Source organism: Roseobacter sp. SK209-2-6 (assembly GCF_000169455.1).
Classification (GTDB): domain Bacteria; phylum Pseudomonadota; class Alphaproteobacteria; order Rhodobacterales; family Rhodobacteraceae; genus Pseudophaeobacter.
On the sequence record NZ_AAYC01000001.1, the window covers coordinates 156,488 to 177,571 of the forward strand.

Annotated in this window: 17 protein-coding genes and 2 pseudogenes; 18 read left to right on the forward strand and 1 reads right to left on the reverse strand. The window is 59.2% G+C overall.

Features of this window, described 5'->3' with window-relative positions:
- Position 1: 1 nt before the first annotated feature.
- Both RSK20926_RS23100 and speB read left to right on the forward strand, forming a co-directional pair.
- On the forward strand, positions 2-637 hold the full coding sequence (locus RSK20926_RS23100) for a TRAP transporter large permease subunit (protein WP_008203758.1): 636 nt from the start codon (positions 2-4) through the stop codon (positions 635-637).
- Positions 638-658: 21 nt separating this feature from the next.
- The gene (gene speB / locus RSK20926_RS00775) at positions 659-1,624 is read left to right on the forward strand and encodes an agmatinase (RefSeq protein WP_008203759.1); all 966 of its coding nucleotides are present in this window, start codon (positions 659-661) and stop codon (positions 1,622-1,624) included.
- 150 nt (positions 1,625-1,774) lie between these two features.
- On the opposite strand, the pseudogene RSK20926_RS22265 reads toward speB, so the two are convergent.
- Positions 1,775-2,611 (reverse strand): annotated as a pseudogene (locus tag RSK20926_RS22265) (IS5 family transposase).
- 741 nt (positions 2,612-3,352) lie between these two features.
- Between RSK20926_RS22265 and RSK20926_RS00795 the strand changes: the two are divergent.
- The 16 genes and pseudogenes from RSK20926_RS00795 to RSK20926_RS22275 all read left to right on the forward strand — a co-directional run bounded on the left by RSK20926_RS00795 (position 3,353) and on the right by RSK20926_RS22275 (position 20,922).
- Positions 3,353-4,396 (forward strand): agmatine deiminase family protein, encoded by a 1,044-nt coding sequence (locus RSK20926_RS00795; protein ID WP_008203763.1) that lies wholly within the window; start codon positions 3,353-3,355, stop codon positions 4,394-4,396.
- Between the two features lie 195 nt (positions 4,397-4,591).
- Positions 4,592-5,348 (forward strand): IS5 family transposase gene (locus tag RSK20926_RS22270; protein ID WP_085979689.1). Its coding sequence is split into 2 segments (ribosomal slippage): positions 4,592-4,917 and positions 4,916-5,348, totalling 759 coding nucleotides; the frame shifts between segments, so codons are not numbered across the junction.
- 213 nt (positions 5,349-5,561) lie between these two features.
- The gene (gene ehuR, locus RSK20926_RS00810; RefSeq protein ID WP_037253439.1) at positions 5,562-6,956 is read left to right on the forward strand and encodes a MocR-like ectoine utilization transcription factor EhuR; all 1,395 of its coding nucleotides are present in this window, start codon (positions 5,562-5,564) and stop codon (positions 6,954-6,956) included.
- Positions 6,957-7,053: 97 nt separating this feature from the next.
- Positions 7,054-8,073 (forward strand): TRAP transporter substrate-binding protein, encoded by a 1,020-nt coding sequence (locus tag RSK20926_RS00815; protein ID WP_008203770.1) that lies wholly within the window; start codon positions 7,054-7,056, stop codon positions 8,071-8,073.
- Positions 8,074-8,142: 69 nt separating this feature from the next.
- Positions 8,143-8,706, forward strand: a complete 564-nt coding sequence (locus RSK20926_RS00820) for a TRAP transporter small permease (RefSeq protein ID WP_008203771.1) — start codon at positions 8,143-8,145, stop codon at positions 8,704-8,706.
- Positions 8,707-8,716: 10 nt separating this feature from the next.
- A complete protein-coding gene (locus tag RSK20926_RS00825) occupies positions 8,717-10,003 on the forward strand; it encodes a TRAP transporter large permease (protein ID WP_008203773.1) in 1,287 nt (428 codons plus the stop codon).
- A 10-nt stretch (positions 10,004-10,013) separates the two neighbouring features.
- The gene (locus tag RSK20926_RS00830; RefSeq protein WP_008203775.1) at positions 10,014-10,451 is read left to right on the forward strand and encodes a universal stress protein; all 438 of its coding nucleotides are present in this window, start codon (positions 10,014-10,016) and stop codon (positions 10,449-10,451) included.
- A 10-nt stretch (positions 10,452-10,461) separates the two neighbouring features.
- The gene (gene eutA, locus RSK20926_RS00835; protein WP_008203776.1) at positions 10,462-11,226 is read left to right on the forward strand and encodes an ectoine utilization protein EutA; all 765 of its coding nucleotides are present in this window, start codon (positions 10,462-10,464) and stop codon (positions 11,224-11,226) included.
- A gap of 18 nt (positions 11,227-11,244) precedes the next feature.
- On the forward strand, positions 11,245-12,252 hold the full coding sequence (gene eutB, locus RSK20926_RS00840) for a hydroxyectoine utilization dehydratase EutB (protein WP_008203778.1): 1,008 nt from the start codon (positions 11,245-11,247) through the stop codon (positions 12,250-12,252).
- The gene (eutC, locus tag RSK20926_RS00845; protein ID WP_037253442.1) at positions 12,245-13,237 is read left to right on the forward strand and encodes an ectoine utilization protein EutC; all 993 of its coding nucleotides are present in this window, start codon (positions 12,245-12,247) and stop codon (positions 13,235-13,237) included. The genes eutB and eutC overlap by 8 nt, the downstream gene beginning before the upstream one ends.
- Before the next feature lie 19 nt (positions 13,238-13,256).
- Positions 13,257-14,444: an ectoine hydrolase DoeA gene (gene doeA, locus RSK20926_RS00850; RefSeq protein ID WP_008203782.1), complete on the forward strand. Its 1,188-nt coding sequence runs from the start codon at positions 13,257-13,259 to the stop codon at positions 14,442-14,444.
- Between the two features lie 3 nt (positions 14,445-14,447).
- The gene (gene doeB / locus RSK20926_RS00855) at positions 14,448-15,440 is read left to right on the forward strand and encodes a N(2)-acetyl-L-2,4-diaminobutanoate deacetylase DoeB (RefSeq protein ID WP_008203784.1); all 993 of its coding nucleotides are present in this window, start codon (positions 14,448-14,450) and stop codon (positions 15,438-15,440) included.
- A gap of 13 nt (positions 15,441-15,453) precedes the next feature.
- Entirely contained in the window at positions 15,454-15,933 is a 480-nt protein-coding gene (locus RSK20926_RS00860) for an Lrp/AsnC family transcriptional regulator (RefSeq protein ID WP_037253445.1), read from the forward strand.
- A gap of 113 nt (positions 15,934-16,046) precedes the next feature.
- Positions 16,047-17,522: an NAD-dependent succinate-semialdehyde dehydrogenase gene (locus tag RSK20926_RS00865; protein WP_008203787.1), complete on the forward strand. Its 1,476-nt coding sequence runs from the start codon at positions 16,047-16,049 to the stop codon at positions 17,520-17,522.
- Positions 17,523-17,550: 28 nt separating this feature from the next.
- Positions 17,551-18,924: an aspartate aminotransferase family protein gene (locus tag RSK20926_RS00870; protein ID WP_008203792.1), complete on the forward strand. Its 1,374-nt coding sequence runs from the start codon at positions 17,551-17,553 to the stop codon at positions 18,922-18,924.
- Between the two features lie 735 nt (positions 18,925-19,659).
- Positions 19,660-20,922 (forward strand): annotated as a pseudogene (locus RSK20926_RS22275) (IS3 family transposase).
- Positions 20,923-21,084 lie beyond the last annotated feature (162 nt).

Below are 21,084 nucleotides of genomic sequence, written 5' to 3' on the forward strand. Positions count from 1 at the left end.
TATGCAAGACAGCAAATCTGTTCCCTTCGGCTTTCTGGGGAAGACTGACTGTGCCATCGGGCGTATCGAGGCCTGGATCCTGGGCTGGGGGATCATCCTGAAGGCTACCAACACAATTGCCAACGTCTTTGGGCAGTATGTGTTCAACCCGTCGATCTATTTCTCTGAGGAACTGAACGAGTTCCTGATCGTCATCGTCACCTTCATGGGGCTGGGTTATGCCACCCGCAAGGGCATCCATATCCGTATGTCGGCGATCTATGACGCACTGCCCGTAAGGATGCGAAAAGGGCTGATGGTGCTCTTGGCGGTGAACACTGCCTTCTTCGTGGGCTGCATGTTTGTCGACTCGATTGTGGTGAGCCTGATCCTGATGCCGATCTTTGCGCCGATAATCAAAGCGGCTGGTCTCGACCCGGTGCTGGTCGGCGTGCTGATCACCCTGCAGGTGGCCATCGGCGCCGCAACCCCGCCGTTTGGTTGCAACCTGTTCACCGCCATCGAAGTCTTTCGCAGACCGTTTGTCGAAGTGGTGCTCGGTGTGCCACCCTTCCTCATCATCCTTCTGATCGCGACCGGGCTGCTGGTCGCCTTCCCGCAAATCACCCTGTTCCTGCCGGAACTGGCTTCCCGCTAAAACAAGAAACTGGAGAGAAACATGTCTGGACACGGTTACGAATCCGGCCGCCTGAACCTGCCGTTTGTCGGTATCGCCACCTTCGGCAAAAAGCCTTATGTCGAGGATTGGGATAACATCAATGCCGATGTAGCCATCCTGGGCGCGCCGTTTGACTTCGGCTGTCAGTTCCGCTCCGGTGCGCGCTTCGGCCCGCGGGCAGTGCGCGAGGCCTCGACGCTGTTCAGCTTCGGCCATGCCGGCGCCTATGACCATGAGGATGACGCGACTTACCTGGGCGAGGAGGTGCGGATCGTCGATCTGGGCGACGCCGACATCATCCACACCAAGACCGAGGAAAGCCACGCCAATATCGAATATGGCGTCAAGAAGATCCTGGACGCAGGCGCGATTCCGGTGACCATCGGCGGCGACCATTCGGTCAACATCCCCTGTATCAAAGCCTATAAGGAAGACTGCGCCAAGAACGGCCCGATCCATGTGGTGCAGATTGACGCGCATCTGGACTTTGTCGATGAACGCCGCGGCGTCACCGATGGCCACGGCAACCCAATGCGTCGCGCGATCGAAAAGGACTACGTCTCCGGCATGACCCAGCTGGGCATCCGCAACGTGTCATCTACTGCCAAGGAAGGCTACATCGACGCGCGCGAACGCGGCTCTGACATCCTGTCAGTGCGCCAAGTGCGTAAGCTGGGCGCCGATGCCGTGCTGGACCGCATCCCCGAAGGCGTCCGCTATTATGTGACCATCGACATCGACGCCTTCTGCCCTTCGATTGCGCCCGGTACCGGCACCCCCAGCCACGGCGGATTTCAGTATTACGACGTGCTGGAAATTCTTCAGGGTCTAGCAAAACGTGGCGACGTTGTTGGCATCGACCTGGTGGAAGTGGCCCCGGCCTACGATCTGTCTGAGAGCACCCAGATTCTGGCGGCACAGCTTTTGCTGAATTTCATCGGCTTCATCTTCCACAATAAAGCCTGAGGACTCCCCTGGCGTCTGCAGTAGCAGGAGCCGCGAAAGCCTGGCGCGTCTAATATGATCTGGCGTGCCGGGCGCAATTCTGCGGTAGTGTTGCACATGTCGGCACTGCTATTTCGAACAGTGCAATTTGCGAAATGTTTCCCGTGGAATCTATTCAGCTCCGATCCAAACTCTAGCTTTTAGGGTCAGGGTTCCTAACCAATAGATGACGAGCGCAGCGAGGGGGATGGCCGTTAGGAACACTTTTGGGCATCGGTCATAGCCTGCGGCGACACGCCACCAGTCTTTGAGACTGCCGAACAAAATCTCTATGCAGTTATGCAGTTATGCAGTTATGCGGTTTGTAGCGACGTTTGTCGTATTTGGTAGGTGCCTTGCGTTGCTTTCTGCCAGGGATACAGGCGTGGATCCTTTTGTCTTACAAGGCTTCTCAGAAGCAATCCGTGTCATTGCCGTGATCCTCGAGCAACCAGTCGACCTTTGGCATGCCACCGAGCAGTGCCCGTACTCCGAAATAATCACCGAACTGTCCAGCGGTGACAAACGGGTCAATCGGTCGTCCCTTGCTGTGGCAGATGGCATGCAACTTGGTGTTCAAGTCGCCCGTTTTCAGCGCATTTGATCCCTCGGGTCAAACCCCAATCCTTCAAACTCCGGTCGATTAGACAACCACGCCCCAATTTTGGCGGCCATGCTGGTCGCCGTTCGGTGTGCCTTGAGGTATGTCGTATCGATCATCATGGTCTTCAGTTCGCCATGCTCGGCGGCCAGCCCCGCCATCATCTTGGCGAGAATGCCTTTGTCGCTCTACCGTTTCCTACGGTGTAGCGTCTTATGTGGGTCGTATTCTGCGGGTGCATCGCGCCATCGTAAGCCGTTGCGATTAATGGAGATAATTCCACTCAATACGCGCAGGTCATCAACACAGGGTTTGCTATGTGACTTCGGGAGGAAAGGTTCAAAACGCGCTATCTGCGCGTCAGTCAGCCAGAAAAACCGCTCATGTCACCGCTCCATTTTCTGACCCGTGGATCACGATGCAAGACCAAAATCAATGTATCCTGACCCTAGAAAAAAGGTGCGCACTTTTTCGTCGTTACGCCAAGATCCAGGTGCAATTAGGCTTGCAATGTCTGGTCTGGCAGACTTCGTCTGCAACGCAACGTTTGGTGTGCCACGCCTGCTAGTGAGTTCTGCATCAGCAAACACCCGGAGAGACAATGCCTGCAAAGTTAAACCCCTTGATGGTCGGTCCTGATCGCGGCGAAAGCGCGAATTGGATCTTGCCGGATCTTGCGCCGATGAAAGACCGAAATCGGGAAATTCGTTGCCTCGCCGCAAGAAGACTGACGCAAGAGCGAAAGCCCTCTGCATCAGCAATAGCGATGAGAACAAAAGGCGGGTTTGTCCGACCTTTCTGTCGTCGGTGAATTTCCTGCGAAGGTCCGCTTTCGTTAGAGCTGGAAGCGCGCTTTCGTCCGCTTTGGGCTGCCTGCTGTTATCGGGCTCCCAGATCTCCATACGATCTTGCTGCGGACTTGCTGCCGCACTGCTGTAAGGCGGCTGAGAGCCCAAAGTAAGGAAAGCTGCGCCTCGCACTAGCGTCTGCTTTCCCCTTACGATAGCGTTCGCTTTGTCTACTATTGACCAAGCACCTAAAACCGTTGATCAGGTTGGATGTAGACAAGAAGGCGCGGCGCAGTGTTTAGACGTGATGTAGTTGGCGGGATGGGAGCCTTGGGCGCGATAACTTTGACAGGCCCCTCTTTTGCGCAGTCCGGTGATGGCTTCTATGTCCCGCCGGAAGAAGCGCGCCACCAGCGCACCTTCATGCAATGGCCTGTCAACCGGCGGGTTTATCCTGATCCGGTATTTCTAGACATGGCGCAGCAAACGATTGCGGATGTCGCCAATACCATCTCAGAATTTGAGCCGGTAACAATGCTGGCGGCGGTCTCTGACCACGCAGGCGCACGAAAGAAACTGTCTGATCGAGTGGAGCTTTGGGACATCCCTACCGAGGACCTCTGGTGCCGCGATGCTGGTCCAATCTTTGTTATAGACGGAAGAGGTGGCATCGCCATGCGTCATATCCAGTTCAACGGCTGGGGTGAAAAACAGGTGAATACGCGCGACAGTCAGATCGCTGGGCTGGTTGCTGAACGCTTAGGTCTGGACCTCCTTCCATCCGGGCTGCAGGGCGAAGCGGGCGGCGTAGAGCAAGACGGCCATGGGTTGTTGCTGGCACACGAAAGTTCTTGGGTGAACGACAATCGGAATCCCGGGCGTTCACGAGATGAGATCGAAACCAACCTTTTGCGCGCCTACGGTGCCGACCGGATGATATGGTCGAAAGGCGTTTGGGGCGAAGATATTACCGACTATCACATCGACAGTCTTGCACGCTTTACTGGGCCGGGCCGCGTGCTGATCAACCTGCCAGACGACCTTGATTTGTCTGACCCGTTTCATGTGGCTGCGGCTGACACCTATGACCGTATTGTTGCCGAAGGCCTTGAAGTGGAGGTCATTCCCGAGCCTGTGCGTCGCCGTATCGCAAGCATCGATTTTGTGGCCTCTTATGCCAATTACTACGTCTGCAACGGCGGAGTTATCGCGGCCCAGTTTGGGGATGGCGAGACCGATCAGATCGCCCGCGACACATTGGCCAAGCATTATCCAAAGCGCGAAATTGTCACGCTGAACGTGGACCCTTTGGGTGAAATGGGCGGTGGCATTCACTGTGCAACACAACAAATGCCCGCTGTATGAGTGGGCTCAAACGCAATGCGCCTTCGATTGAAGCGTCAAAGGTGGTTGTGAATAGATCAGAGCGACGCGGCAAATTTGCGAAAGCGGACATTTTGATGACGCAGCTAATGGCAGTTCCGTTAGGCTCTGGACCCATTGATTTGGTTGCGGTCTCCGCGCGATCTTGATTCAAGCTCCCAAACTTTAGGGGGCGTGATGAGCAATCTTTTCTGGCTGACTGACGAGCAGATGGCGCGGCTCCGGCCATACTTTCCGAAGAGCCATGGCAAGCCACGCGTCGATGATAGGCGTGTTCTGAGTGGCATTATCTTCATCAATCGCAATGGCTTGCGTTGGAGCGATGCACCAAGGGAATATGGTCCGCCCAAGACACTCTACAATCGCTGGAAACGGTGGAGCGACATGGGCGTGTTTGCTCGGATCATGGAAGGGTTGGCGGCGGAAGCCGCTGATCACAAGACCATCATGATTGATGCCACTTACCTCAAGGCTCACCGCACGGCTTCCAGCCTGCGGTTAAAAAGGGGGGCGTGGCAGGCTGATTGGCCGAACAAAGGGGGAGATGAACACCAAGCTGCATGCGGTCACTGACACCAACGGTCGTCCGATCCGCTTCTTTATGACGGCCGGTCAAATCAGCGACTACACCGGAGCCAGGGCTTTGGTCAGCAGCCTGCCATCAGCCGATTGGCTGTTGGGAGACCGCGGTTATGACGCGGACTGGTTCCGCGAAGCCCTTGTAGATAAGGGGATCAAGCCCTGCATTCCAGGGCGGAAGTCACGCGACAAAACCATCCGATATGACAAGCGGCGCTACAAACGACGCAACCGGATCGAGATCATGTTCGGACGCCTGAAGGACTGGCGTCGTGTCGCCACCCGCTATGACAGATGCCCAAAGGTGTTCCTATCAGCCATAGCACTTGCAGCCACGGTCTTGTTCTGGCTGTAAATCAATGAGTCTGGAACCTAACTCTTTCAAGGAAAACTACCGCTCCTTAACTGGTATTTGTGCAACAGCCAGTGCATCGGTGAAAACGAGCCGCGATAGATGCAGCGGGCGACACAGGCGAAGCCCCTCCGAGATCCTGTTTTCGTCTTGAAAAGTTTCCGCAAGGCAGCAATTGCCTTGCGAATGTGCGCCACTCAATTGTAAATGTATCGCATGACAAACTGGCTGCCTGACCCTTCCGCCCTTAGTTCCCCTTTGCATACCAGCCTTGCGCTTGCCATTGCAAAGGCGATCTCGGAGGGGAAACTGCCAAAAGGCGCCCAGCTGCCGACACACCGAAAGCTGGCTGAGGAACTTGGCCTAAGTGTTCACACGGTGAGCAAGGCCTATGAAAACCTGCGGCGGCAGCGGTTGATCGACGGCCAGGTCGGGCGTGGCAGTTATGTCTTGGGTCCGGATGCCCCAGATGATCAGCCGTTTCAGTTGAGCTCTGAACGCGGGCACAGTTTCGATCTGTCAATTTCAAGGCCTGCTTTCTCCCAGCGTCATGTAGAGCTGTTTCAGCAGGCGTTGACGGAGCTGCCTCAGGGGCTGGACCCTAGCTATTTTCTGGCCTGCCGTCCGAATGTCGGGCATGATGCGCATCGGGCTGCCGGGGAGAGGTGGCTGCGGATTTGCGGACTGGATGCGCCACCGGAACGGATCATCATGACCAATGGCGTCAGCCATGGCATGTCAGCTGCGCTATCTGCGCTTACCCGGCCAGGCGACACGGTCGTGTCCAGTCGTATCACGCATCACCTTCTGGTTTCCGGATGCTCCTACCTTGGGCTTAACCTCGCCGGAATTGACTGCGACGATCATGGGGTCCTGCCGGATGCCTTAGACAGGTACTGCTCTGAGGGTAATGCTAAGGTATTGTTTCTGCTTCCATCTTTAGCCAATACCACAGCTGAAATGATACCGGAAGAACGCCGTCTGGAGTTGGTGAAGATTGCCCGCAAACATGACCTGCACATTATCGAAAACGATGCTTTCGGCCCCGTTGCCGAAGACCGGCCCATTCCGGTTGCAGCCCTAGCGCCTGAACGAACGATCTACCTGACGACCTTTACTAAATGCACCGTTTCCGGCTTGCGCGCAGGCTACATGGCGGCGCCCGAACACCTGCTGCCGGCAATAATGGGGCGGATTGTCGTATTCGGTTGGATGGCAACACCGCTGATGTGCGAAATTGCCACCCGTTGGGTACAGGACGGTACCGCACTGGAGCTTGCCCACTGGCAGCGGCACGCCTTGGCAGAGAGATATGAAATCGCGTTGCAAGCGCTGCAGGGCCGTCAATGGCGGGGACATCCGTCAGGACTACACCTTTGGCTGCCCCTTGACTCCGGTTGGACCACGGCCAGTTTTGTGTCGTATGCCCGCGAACTCAAAGTTGCTGTCGCTCCGGATGCACCATTTCTGACGCCCAAGACCCCGCCTCAGAACGCGGTGCGGATTTCATTGGGGAGCGTTCAGGACATAGGCCGGTTCAAACAGGCGATGGAGTTGCTTGGCGGTATGCTGAACCGCCCGCCGGAGGGGGTGGCGCCATTCGCTTACTAACATTGTCGCGTGACAATAAAAAAATTGACATGCAGTACAATTGATTCCAAGTCTGGCGCAGCGATGCTCAGGCATCCTAGAGACTTGGGAGGAAATCATGGCTCAATCCATCACATTCACCTTTGGGGCCGTTGCGGTCGCGGGGATTGCACTGGCCGCCGGTACGGCTGCTCAGGCTGACACCTGGCGCTATGCCTTCGAGGAGGCGATGACCGACGTTCAGGGTGTCTATGCTCAGAAATTCAAAGAGGAAATCGAGGCGAACTCGGATCATGAGATCCAGCTGTTCCCTTATGGTACCCTGGGTGAATCCGCCGATATCATGGAGCAGACCCAGGACGGTATCCTGCAGTTCGTGGATCAGTCGCCAGGCTTCACCGGATCACTGATTCCCGAGGCGCAGGTGTTCTTTGTGCCCTACCTGCTGCCCACCGATCAGGAGCATTTGGCGCGCTTCTACAAGGAGAGCGAGGCTATCAACGGCATGTTCAAGCCGCTTTATGCCGCACAGGGACTGGAGCTGTTGAACATGTTCCCTGAAGGCGAAGTGGCGATGACCACCAAGACTCCGGTCACCACCTGCGCCGACCTGAACGAAGTGAAGTTCCGCGTCATGACCAATCCGCTGCTGGTTGAAAGCTACAAAGCCTTTGGCGCCACCCCAACGCCGCTTCCCTGGGGTGAGGTGTACGGCGGGCTGCAAACTAATGTGATTCAGGGGCAGGAAAACCCAACATTCTTCCTCTATTCGACCAAGATTTACGAGGTGACCGACTACATCACTTATGCAGGCCACAACAATTTCACCACCGCAGTGATGGCCAACAAGGACTTCTATGACGGCCTCAGCGCCGAAGATCAGCAAGTTGTCCAGAACGCGGCGCAGGCCGCTTATGACCATACGGTGGTCTATCAGCAGCAGGCTGCGGAAACTGAGCTTGCCAAGATCATGGAAGCCAAGCCGGAGATGAAAGTCACCGTGCTTACCGATGAACAACGCAGCTGTTTTAAGGGTGCGGCGGCTGAGGTCGAAGCCAAATTCATCGAGATGACCGGCGACAGCGGCGCCGCGATTCTGGAGCAGATGAAAGCAGACTTGGCGGCAACCGCTAACTGACGTCCGCACTACAACCGCCGCTGAGCAGTTTCTGCTTGCTCAGCGGCCCGCGGATCTTCGGAGGAAGCTATGCTTACACATGAGTCAGCGCTGCCCGGGTTTTTGGGCGTGATCGACAGTGCCATCAGCCGTACAGAGTCATTCCTGCTGGCCGCGGGTGTGCTGCTGATGGCCGCTAATACCGTGGCCAATGTGGTGGGCCGCTTTGTGCTGGGAAACTCGATTTTTTTCTCCGAAGAACTGAACCGGATCCTGATCATCCTGATTACCTTTGCGGGCATCAGCTATGCGGCACGGAACGCCCGCCATATCCGCATGTCCGCCATCTATGACCTGCTGCCGCCGCATCTGCGCAAGGTGATGGTCGTGGTGATCTCGGTGGTCACCGCGTGCTTTATGTTCCTGCTGTGTTTTTACGCGGTGAAATACATCGGCGCGCAGGCCTCGCGCGGGAGGGTGCTGCCCGCCTTGCAGATACCGGTGTGGACTATCCTGGTCTGGGTGCCTGCGGGGTTCTTTATGACCGGCATCCAATACCTGCTTACAGCGGTGCGCAATCTGACCTCTCCCGGCATCTATCTCTCGACCCACGTGCAGGAAGGGTACGAGGACGCAGACGAAATCGAAATCTGAGGACCGGTCCATGGCTGCTACCATCTTCCTGACAATGATTGTCCTGCTGCTGCTGGGCTTTCCGATGATGATCCCGCTGATTGCCGGCGCGTTCATCGGCTTTCTGATGCTGTTCGGCGACCTGGCCCGGATTGAAACCATGGTGCAGCAGATGATGGCAGGCATCCGGCCCGCGTCACTCATCGCGGTGCCAATGTTCATCTTTGCCGCCGACATCATGACCCGCGGCCAGTCAGCCGGGCGGCTGATCAATGTGGTGATGGCCTATATTGGGCATATCCGCGGCGGGCTGGCGATCTCCACCGCCGCCGCCTGCACCATGTTCGGGGCGGTCTCCGGCTCGACTCAGGCCACCGTGGTGGCCATCGGCTCGCCGCTCAGGCCCCGGATGCTGAAGGCGGGCTACAAGGACAGCTTTGTGCTGGCGCTGATCGTGAACGCCAGCGACATTGCTTTTCTGATCCCGCCCTCGATTGGCATGATCATCTATGGTGTGGTGTCCAGCACCTCGATTGCGGAGCTTTTCATTGCCGGAATCGGGCCGGGTCTGCTGATCCTGGTGCTGTTTTCCCTCTATGCCTACATCTATGCGGTGCGCAACAATGTGCCCACGGAACCCAAAGCCACCTGGGCAGAGCGTTTCCAGACCATGCGCCAGGCGCTCTGGCCGATGGGGTTCCCGGTGATCATCATCGGCGGCATTTATGGCGGCGTGTTCAGCCCGACCGAGGCCGCCGCAGCCTGTGTGCTCTATGCGCTGATCCTCGAGGTTATCGTGTTCCGCTCGATGTCGCTGTTGGATGTCTATGATACCGCCAAATCCACCGGGCTGATCACCGCTGTTGTGTTCATCCTGGTGGGCGCGGGCGCGGCCTTTTCCTGGGTGATCTCCTTTGCCCAGGTGCCGCAGCAGATCCTCGGTGCCATCGGCATTGCCGATATGGGCGCGATTGGCGTGCTCTTCGTAATCTCCATCGCCTTCTTCATCGGTTGCATGTTTGTCGACCCCATCGTGGTGATCCTGGTGCTGGTGCCGGTCTTTGCTCCGGTGGTGAAATCCGTCGGGCTGGATCCGGTTCTGGTCGGCACCATCATCACCCTGCAGGTGGCCATCGGCTCGGCCACTCCGCCCTTCGGCTGCGACATCTTCACGGCGATTGCGGTGTTCAAACGCCCCTACGCCGAGGTGGTGCGTGGCACCCCGCCCTTCATTCTGATGCTGCTGGGGGTCTCGGTGGCGCTGATTTTCTTTCCGCAGATTGCGCTGTTCCTGCGCGACCTGGCCTTCGCCAAGTAAGGGGAGGACAATGTTCAAATCCATCCTTGTTTCCTTTGATGGCTCTCCCGGTGCCGAGGCTGCGTTGTCCAGGGCTTCGGAGCTGGCGCAGCTCTGCGGGTCTGAACTGGTGCTGCTCACGGTTTACCGCCACCACTCGCTGCTGGAGGCATCGATGCATGTCATGCATTCGGAAAAGCCCGAGAAGCTCGACCAGATCATGCGCAACCATGCCAAAGAGGTCGCCGAGCACGGCAAGTCCCTGGCAGCAGAAAGCGGCATTGCCGCCCCCCGTGCCTTTGTCAAAGCCCGCCCGGTGGCGCGCACCATCACCGGTTTTGCAAAAGAGCGCGGCTATGATCTGATCGTGATGGGCAGCCGCGGCCTGGGCTCGCTTGAGGGCAGCTTGCTGGGCAGCGTCTCTCATAAGGTAACCAGTCTGGCGGAAACGCCGGTTCTAATTGTCTAGGAAAACAGCTATGGCTCTTGATATTCACGCCACGCCTTCGCGCGTGCCCGCCCGGCTGGACGCCCGTTCGGTCCCGAAGCGGATTGCCCTGGTGACCTTGGCCACCGACCACACCTCAGAGCGCGACTTTGCCCGGATCTGCGATCCGGACCGGATCGGTGTCTATGTGAACCGCATTGCGTTCGAGAACCCGACCACCAAGGAAACATTGCTGAAGACCGGCCCGCGGCTGAGTGAGGCCGCCGCGCAGATCCTGCCGGGGGAGGAGGTCGATGTGGTGGCCTACGGCTGCACCGCCGCCTCTATTGTGCTGGGCAATGATGCGGTCACCCGGCATCTGAACGCGGCCAAGCCGGATACGCCCTGCGTCACGCCGAGCTCGGCGGCCTTTGCTGCTTTTGCGGCCCTGGGCGCCAAGCGGGTGTCGCTGCTGACCCCCTATAGCGCTGAGGTCACCGAGGAAATGGCGCAGTATTTTGCTGCCCATGGCCCGGAGGTGGTCAATGCTACCTGCTTTGGCCTGACCGATGACCGCGAGATGGCGCGGATCAGTGAAGACAGCATCATAGAGGCGGCGATTGCGGCCTGCAGCGGCCAGGCTGACGCGCTGTTTCTCTCCTGCACCGCCCTGCGTGCGGCCACCTGCGTGCAGCAGATCGAGGACCGTCTGGGCAAGCCCGTGGTCACCTCAAACCAGGCGATGGCCTGGCATTGTCAGCGCTTGGCAGGGATCACGGATCCGGTGCAGGGTTACGGCAGGCTTTTTGAACTTTAAACAGGCTGGACAGGTCCAATGACACAGAAAATCACCCTTCAGGACAGTATCCAGGCACGGTCCAGGATTGCCGGGCGCATCCGTGAAACCGCCCTGGTACCCTCGCCCTCGCTCAGTGCTGCCAGCGGCGGCCAGGTCTCGCTGAAGCTGGAAAGCACCCAGATCACTGGCAGTTTCAAACTGCGCGGTGCCACCAACGCGGTCTTGTCGCTGACAGAGGAACAACGCGCGGCGGGAATTGTTGGCGTCTCGACCGGGAACCACGGGCGCGGGCTGGCTTATGCGGCGGCGCAGGCCGGGGTGCGCTGCATTATCTGCATGTCGGAGCTGGTGCCACAGAACAAGGTCGAGGGCATCAAATCCCATGGCGCCGAAGTGCGCATTGTGGGCCGCTCGCAGGACGACGCGCAGGTGGAGGTCGACCGACTGGTGGCAGATGGCATGACCATGCTGCCCCCCTTTGATCACCGCGACATCATTGCAGGCCAGGGCACCGTGGCGCTGGAGATGCTGGAGCAGATGCCGGATCTGGAGACCGTTCTGGTGCCGCTCTCCGGCGGCGGGCTGATCTCCGGCGTCGGCATGGTGCTGAAGACGGCAAACCCGGATATCCGCGTCATCGGGGTCAGTATGGAGCGCGGTGCGGCCATGCATGAATGCCTGCAAGCGGGCAGGCCCATCCAGGTTGAGGAGCTGCCCACCCTGGCGGATTCCCTGGGCGGCGGTATCGGGTTGGACAACGCCTATACTTTTGAAATGACAAAGAGCTTTGTCGATGACGTGGTTCTGGTCAGCGAGGCGGAAATCGCCGCCGCCATCCGCCACGCCTATTACGAGGAACGCCAGGTGATCGAAGGCTCCGGCAGCGTCGGCATTGCCGCCCTGCTGGCGGGCAAGATTGAAAACCCGGGGCGCTGCATCTCGCTGGTGAGCGGCCAGAACATCGCCATGGACCTGCACAAACGTATCATCGATGGTGAGGACGTGGATGTGGCAGCAGACACAAAAGGAGGCGCAGATGCCTGAGATCAAGATCCTGACAGAGGCCGAGCTGCGCCAGCTGGTGTCTCTGGATGCGGATGCGGTGGACTGTGTCGAGCAGGGTTTTACCACGCTGGCCGGCGGTAAGGTGGTGATGCCGCCGATCATGACCCTGCCGGTGCCGGATCATAACGGCGAGGTCTGCGTGAAGACCGCCTATGTGCCGGGGATCGACAGCTTTGCGATGAAGATGAGCCCCGGCTTCTTTGACAACCCCAAGATCGGCCTGCCCAGCACCACGGGTCTGATGGTGGTCTTCTCCAGCCAGACCGGCCTTCTTGAGGCACTGCTGCTGGACAATGGCTATCTGACCGATGTGCGCACCGCTGCCGCCGGGGCGGTGGCCGCGCGGCATCTGGCGCGTGAGGACGCGGCCCATGTCTGTATTATCGGCGCAGGAGTGCAGTCAAAGATGCAGCTCATGGCCATGACGCTGGTGCGCGATATCAAAAGCGCGGTGATCTGGGCGCGGGATGCAGCCAAGGCCGAGACCCTGGCCAATGACCTGCGCGCAGAGCTGGACATCGAGATCACGACCAGCACAGACATCGCCCAGGCCGTCGCCGCAGCCGATATCGTCGTCACCACCACCCCCGCAGCCGAACCTGTCGTGATGGCGGACTGGCTGCAGCCGGGCCAGCTGGTTGTCGCCATGGGCTCGGACCAGGAGCACAAATGCGAGCTGGAGCCCGCCTGCCTGACCAGGGCGGATCTCTATGTGCCCGACAGCCAGGCGCAATGCGCCCTTAAGGGGGAGCTGCGCAGCGCCATCAGCGCCGGGCTGTTCAGTGCAGAGCACAGCTTTCCCGAACTGGGTCAGATCACCTCCGGCCAGGCCCCGGGCCGCCAGTCAGACAGTGATCTGATCATTGCCGACCTCACCGGCACCGGTGTTCAGGACACCGCCATCGCCACCCTAGCAGGTAGCCGCGCAAAAGCCGTGGGTGCCGGTTCCACTTTCACCAGCTGATCAATCAGGATTTACCCGTATGGCAGACCCCAAGCTGTATTTCTCCCGCGCTGAATACCAGCAGCGCTTGGACAAAACCCGCGCCGAGATGTCCCGGCGCGGTGTTGATCTTTTGATCGTCACCGATCCTTCGAACATGAACTGGCTGACCGGCTATGACGGCTGGTCCTTCTATGTGCATCAATGCGTGGTGCTGACCCTAGAGGGAGAGCCCCTCTGGTACGGGCGCGGCCAGGATGCCAATGGCGCCCTGCGCACCTGTTTTATGGATCCCGCCAATATCATCGGTTATCCGGATCACTACGTGCAGTCCACAGAACGCCACCCGATGGACTACCTTGCCGCGCAGCTGAAGGACCGCGGGCTGGACAGCGGTGTGATCGGCGTTGAGATGGACAATTACTATTTCACCGCTGCCGCCTATGCCTCTTTGCAGGCGCATCTGCCGAATGCGCGCTTTGCCAATACCAATTCCCTGGTCAATTGGCAGCGGGCGGTGAAATCCGAGGCAGAGCTTACCTATATGCGCCAGGCGGGCAAGCTCGTTGAACGCATGCATCAGCGGATCTTTGAGCGTGTCGAGCCGGGGATGCGCAAATGCGATCTGGTGGCGGACATTTATGATGCGGCCCTGCGCTATGACGCAGAGCTGGGCTTTGGCGGCGACTATCCCGCCATCGTGCCACTCTTGCCCTCGGGGCCGGATGCTGCCGCGCCGCATCTCACCTGGGACGATCTGCCGATGAAGTCGGGCGAAGGCACCTTTTTTGAGATCGCCGGGGTCGTGCACCGCTACCACTGTCCGCTGTCGCGCACGGTGTTCCTGGGCAAGCCGACGCAGACCTTCCTGGATGCGGAAAAAGCCGTGCTGGAGGGCATGGAAGCGGGGCTTGCGGTGGCCAAGGCAGGCAATACCTGTGAGGACATCGCCAAGGCCTTCTTCAAGGTGCTGAAGACATACGGCATCGAAAAGGACAACCGCACCGGCTATCCGATCGGCGTCTCTTACCCGCCGGACTGGGGCGAGCGAACCATGTCGCTGCGCCCGGGTGACACCACGGTCTTGCAGGAGAACATGACTTTCCACTTCATGACCGGTCTCTGGATGGAGGACTGGGGTTTTGAGATCACCGAAAGCATCCGCATCGGGGCAGACGGGCCGGAGTGCCTGTCCGATGTGCCGCGCAAAATGCTGGTAAAGGACTGACCCATGAAGGAAAATCCGATTTCCCCCACCATTCCGCTGGATCAGGACGGGGTGCACCATGGCTTCCTGAAACTGCCCTACAGCCGCGATGATTCCGCTTGGGGCTCGGTGATGATCCCACTCACGGTAATCAAACACGGCGAGGGGCCGACGGCGCTGCTGACCGGCGCCAACCATGGCGATGAGTACGAAGGCCCGATTGCGCTACAGGAACTGGCGGCGACCACCAAGGCTGAGGATGTGACCGGTAGACTGATCATTGTTCCGGCCTTCAATTACCCGGCCTACCGGGCTGGCAGCCGGACTTCGCCCATCGACAAGGGCAATATGAACCGGTCCTTCCCGGGCCGCCCCGACGGCACCGTGACCGAGAAGATCGCGGATTACTTCCAGCGCACATTGCTGCCCATGGCGGATCTGGCGGTGGATTTCCACTCCGGCGGAAAGACGCTGGATTTTGTCCCCTTCGCGGCCGCGCATATCCTCGATGATAAGGCCACGCAGGAGGCCTGCTTTGCCGCGATGAAGGCCTTCAATGCGCCCTATTCGGTGGAGCTGTTGGAGATCGACAGCGCGGGCATGTATGACACCGCGGTTGAGGAGATGGGCAAGGTGCTGGTCACCACCGAGCTGGGTGGCGGCGGCTCATCCACGGCGCGCAGCAATGCCATCGCCAAGAAGGGCCTGCGCAATGTGCTGATCCATGCGGGCATTCTGCAGGGTGAGATGCAGCTGGATCAGACCGTCAACCTGACCATGCCTGATGATGATTGCTTCCTGTTCAGCGAGGGCGATGGGCTGTTTGAGATCATGGCCGATCTGGGCGAAGAGGTGGCCAAGGGGGATCTGGTGGCACGGGTCTGGCCGCTGGACCGCACCGGTGAGGCGCCGGTGGAATACCGGGCCCGCCGCGCCGGCTTGGTGATCAGCCGCCATTTCCCCGGGCTGATCAAATCCGGCGACTGTGTGGCCGTTGTCGGCGTCACCGGTGGCTGATAAGGCAAAAGATATGCAACTGGACCGGCGCGATCTCGAAATTTTGCGCGTGCTCTCGACCGAGGGCCGCATCACCAAGGCCGCGCTGGCCGAACGGATCGGCCTGTCGCCGACCCCCTGCTGGGACCGGCTGAAAAAGCTGGAGCAGGCCGGATTGATCGAAGGCTACGGCGCCCGCATCAATCTGAAAAAACTCGCCCCCCATGTGACCGTCTTTGTTGCGGCCGAAATCGCGGATCACACCGCTGCCAGCTTCCGCGCCTTTGAGGCTGCTATGCAGCGGTATGAGGAGGTCATGGCCTGCTGGGCTCTGGGCGGCGGCTTTGACTACCTCTTGCAGATCGTCACTCGCGACATCGACGCCTACCAGCGGCTGATCGACGAGATGCTCGATGCCCGCATCGGCCTATCCCGCTATTTTACCTATGTGGTGACCAAACCCGTCAAAGGTGCCACTGCGCCGCCCCTGGATATTCTGCTGGGCAAAGACTGAACCGGCACCTTCCGGGGGGCGTCCAGTGGATTCCTCTGGAACCCCTGCAAACTTCAGTCACTTCCTCCCCTGTAAACAGGCAGATTCCTCTGTAAGAAATCTGGAGGACAATCATGACAGAGACCGCTCTCTCTGCCCGCACCGAAATTGCCGACAAGGCTCTTGTGCGTTCTTTTTCCTATATAAACAACAAATGGTGCAGTGGCGCCAATGGTGAGACCTTCCCGGTCTCCGACCCGGCGGACGGGGCTGAACTGGGCCATGTTGCCAGTCTTTCCGCAGAAGAATCCTCTGCCGCGGTTGATGCCGCCCAGGCAGCATTTCCTGTTTGGTCAGGGCTGTTGCCGCAGGAACGTGCCGCAATCTTGCGCCGCTGGTTCGAGCTGCAGCTGCAGCATAAGGAAGACCTGGCTCACATCATGGTGCTGGAACAGGGCAAACCCCTGTCGGAAGCACGCGGCGAGATCGACTATGGCGGCGCCTTTGTGGAGTTCTATGCCGAGGAGGCCAAACGCCCCAATATCGAGGGCGTCACCAGCCACCTGCCCGATGCAGAAGTCGAGCTCTGGCGTGAGCCGGTTGGTGTCGCAGCACTGATCACGCCGTGGAACTTCCCCTCTGCCATGCTGACCCGCAAGGCCGCTGCCGCGCTGGCGGCGGGCTGCACCGTGGTGGCGCATCCTTCGGGTGAGACCCCCTTCAGCGCCCTGGCCCTGGCGGAGCTGGCGGAGCGCGCGGGCTTCCCGCCGGGGGTGTTCAATGTTGTGACCGGCAAGGCCTCAACCGTGGTGGAGCCCTGGACCCGCGATGCCCGGGTACGCGCTCTCTCCTTCACCGGGTCTACCGCTGTGGGCAAGCTCCTGTACCGCCAGTCCGCGGATACGGTGAAACGGCTGGTGATGGAGTTGGGCGGCCACGCGCCGGTGATTGTCTTCAAGGGCTGCGATCTGGACAAGGCCGTTGATGAGGCCATCAAGGCGAAATTCGCCACCTCCGGCCAGGATTGCCTCGGCGCCAACCGGATCTTTGTGGAACGCCCCGTCTACGGCGAATTCTGCGCCAAATTCACCGCAGCATCCAAGGCACTGACCATCGGTCGGGGCATGGAAGACTGCGACCTCGGCCCGCTGATGAACGAAAAAGCGGTGCAAAAACAGGAAGAGCATGTGGCCGATGCCCTGGCCAAGGGCGCTAAACTTGCCTGCGGCGGCAAGCGCCATTCGCTGGGACCGCTGTTCTATGAGGCCACGGTTCTTACGGATGTGCCCGCAGATGCGCTGATCATGTCGGAGGAAACCTTTGGGCCCGTGGCCCCCATCACCGCCTTTGATACCGAAGAAGAAGTGGTCGCCCGCGCCAATGACAGCGAATACGGGCTGGTGGCCTATCTCCACAGCCATGACCCGCGCCGCATCTACCGCCTCAGCCGCGCCTTGCAATATGGCATGGTGGCGGTGAACCGCACCAAAGTGACCGGCGCGCCAATCCCTTTCGGCGGCACTAAGCAATCCGGGCTGGGCCGCGAAGGGGCGCGCCTCGGAATGGAAGAATTCACCGAAATCAAATACATCTGCCGCGACTGGGCCTGAGCCCGCTGGCAAATCGTAAGGAAAAGACATGCTGAAGAATGACCAACTCGACCAGTGGGACCGCGAGAATTTCTTTCACCCTTCAACCCATCTGGCCCAGCACGCCCGCGGCGAAAGCCCCAACCGGGTGATCAAGACTGCCTCCGGCGTTTTTATCGAGGACCGCGACGGCAACCGGCTGCTGGATGCCTTTGCCGGGCTCTATTGCGTCAACGTCGGCTACGGGCGCCAGGAGATCGCCGAGGCCATCGGTGATCAGGCCAAGGAGCTGGCCTATTACCACTCTTACGTTGGCCACGGCACCGAGGCCTCGATCACCCTGTCCAAGATGATCCTGGACCGGGCGCCGAAGAATATGTCCAAGGTCTATTTCGGCCTTGGCGGCTCTGACGCGAATGAAACCAACGTCAAGCTGATCTGGTATTACAACAACATCCTGGGCCGCCCGGAGAAGAAGAAGATCATCTCCCGCTGGCGCGGCTATCATGGCTCGGGCCTGATCACCGGCTCGTTGACCGGGTTGGAGCTGTTCCACAAGAAGTTCGACCTGCCGGTGGAACAGGTGATCCACACCGAGGCGCCCTATTACTACCGCCGGGACAATCTGGACCAGAGCGAAGAGCAGTTCGTGGCCCATTGCGCGGCGGAGCTGGAAGCGCTGATCGAGCGCGAAGGCGCAGACACTATCGCCGCCTTCATCGGCGAGCCGGTTCTGGGCACCGGTGGCATTGTGCCGCCGCCCGCAGGCTATTGGGACGCCATTCAGGCGGTTCTGAAAAAGCACGACATCCTGCTGGTGGCGGATGAGGTTGTCACCGGGTTCGGGCGCCTTGGCAGCATGTTCGGCTCTGACCACTACGGCATCGAGGCCGACATCATCACCATCGCCAAGGGGCTGACCTCGGCCTATGCGCCGCTCTCCGGCTCGATCATTTCGGACAAGGTCTGGAAGGTGCTGGAGCAGGGCACGGATGAGAACGGACCGATCGGCCACGGCTGGACCTACTCTGCCCACCCTATCGGGGCCGCAGCCGGTGTTGCCAACCTCAAGCTGATTGACGATCTGAACCTGGTGCAAAACGCCGGCGAGGTGGGCGCCTATCTGAACGCTTGCATGGCAGAGGCGCTGTCGGGTCATGCCCATGTCGGTGAAGTGCGCGGTGAGGGGATGCTCTGTGCGGTGGAATTTGTGAAGGACAAGGACAACCGCACCTTCTTTGACGCTGCTGACAAGATCGGCCCGCAGATCTCGGCCAAGCTTTTGGAGCAGGACAAGGTCATTGCCCGCGCCATGCCGCAGGGTGACATCCTGGGCTTCGCCCCGCCCTTCTGCCTGACACGCGCAGAGGCCGATCAGGTGGTTGCCGCAACCCAGAGGGCGGTCAAATCCGTGCTTGGGTGATTGAGGCACAAATCAGGGAAAGGGCTGGCGAAAGCCGGCCCGATTCGCGTTCTTCTGCAGGCTGCCGGATGCAAACAGATGTGCCTGGAAGGAAAGCCCGCATTTGGACCAAAAAATGCTCGCCACTCTCGCAAAGTGTTGACATCTGCCGTTGGAACAAATCTGAGGAACTTTCGCTTTGTCCTGCGACTTGTGAATTCACAGTGTCAGATTTACTGTAACCTGCATGAACGGCTGCAATCTCCGCCGCGTCGCAAAATAAGATTCCCGCGGAGGTGCGGCCTTTTTTGCGCAGCGTGCGCTCGCAGCACAAAATTGAGAGGTCCGGAGAGGGCTGCCAGCGGTCCTTGATCCCAAACAAACGAATGGTCGCAAAGTCCCGCACCTTTCCCGTTCGATGACATTTGGCGGCTGCGCTCGCGGCGAAGGGTAGCCTTTTCCAGTGCGTGGGCGACACTCAGTTTTGGCCCTGCCACCAGATTCCGCGACTTTGCAAATGAAGCTTTCTGCGCACCGCTGACACCTGTGCAGGTCGCATCATTGGGGAGTGCTCACCAGGGCTGATGAAGGGCTGCTTTCGGAAAATCATCTCTGGCCGTGCGCAGGGGCAGCATCGTGAATGCTAAGCCCGGTCCCTGTGACCGCTAGGGGCTGAACGCGGAAAGAAGCGTCCCTTGCTTGAGCCTCCCCAACTGAACTGGTCCACCGCTATGTTTAGGAACCGGAGGACCAAGAATGGCAAACAAGCGACCAAAGCCCGAAGAGATTGTCTCGAAGTTGCGGCAGGTTGAAGTTCTGATGGGGCAAGGCATGCGCCGTCTGGACGCGATCAGACAGATCGGCGTTGTCGAACAGACCTATTATCGCTGGCGCAAGCAATACGGCGGAATGGGCGTAGATCAACTGAAGGAACTGAAGCGTCTTCAGAAGGAGAACGACCGGTTGAGGCGAGCTGTGTCTGACCTGACGCTCGACAAGCTGATCTTGACGGAGGCCGCAAAGGGAGTGATGGCCTTCTAGGAACTGATCCTGTGGATCAATTCAGGCCCGAACGGGCGGAGCCCCTGAGCCCTTCGCGTCGTCGTAAATGCATCGACCATGTGCGGCAGGAGCTGGGTGTGTCTGAGCGTCGGGCCTGCCGCACTCTGGGTCAGCATCGAACGACGCAGCGCAAGGTGCCCCAAGGCCGGGCCGATGAAGAGCGTCTGACCGACGACATCATCGAACTGGCCGACCAATAGGGGCGCTATGGCTACCGCATGGTCACTGGCCTGCTGACCAACGCAGGCTGGCCCCCTCTCGGCAGATCGCTTCGCAATTGCCTGCCGGGCAATGTGTGAACCACAAGCGGGTCGAGCGTATCTGGCGGCGTGAAGGGCAGAAGGTTCCAGCTAAGCAACCGAAGAAGGGGCGGCTCTGGCTGAATGACGGATCATGCGTGCGGCTGCGGCCGGAATATCAGAACCATGTCTGGTCCTATGACTTCGTTCATTGCCGGACAGATGACGGGAAGGCGTTCCGGACGCTGAACATCATTGATGAGCACAGCCGGGAATGCCTGGCGATCAAGGTGAAGCGAAAGCTGAACTCTGTAGACGTGATTGATGCCCTGACGGATCTGTTCATCCTGCGTGGGGCGCCAGCCTTCATCCGGTCAGACAACGGTCCTGAGTTTGTGGCTCAAGCTGCCCGGAACTGGATTGCGGCCGTGGGTGCCAAGACCACCTATATCGAGCCTGGCTCACCCCTCTCGGGACATCGCCATGCGATGCCCTGCCGGGCAGTGCATGGGAGAACGGATACTGCGAAAGCTTCAATGGCCGGTTCCGGGACGAGCTGCTCGACGGGGAGATTTTCTATACCCTGCGTGAAGCCCAGATCCTGATCGAAGAATGGAGGAAACACTACAACACCAAACGGCCACACAGTGCATTGGGCTATCGCCCGCCAGCGCCAGAGGCAATCATCCCGATGAAAAGCAGGCCAATCATCCACTAACAATCAACTTGGACCAGTCAGATGAGGCTGCTCAGAGACACGAAGAAGGAACGGGTCTGTGTCTAATGGCAAAACTGTGTGTCGCCCGACAAAAAGTTGTGGAACGCCACGAACCTTTGACTCAATCGACAGCCAAAGCCTCAAAAATGAGCAAATCATGTC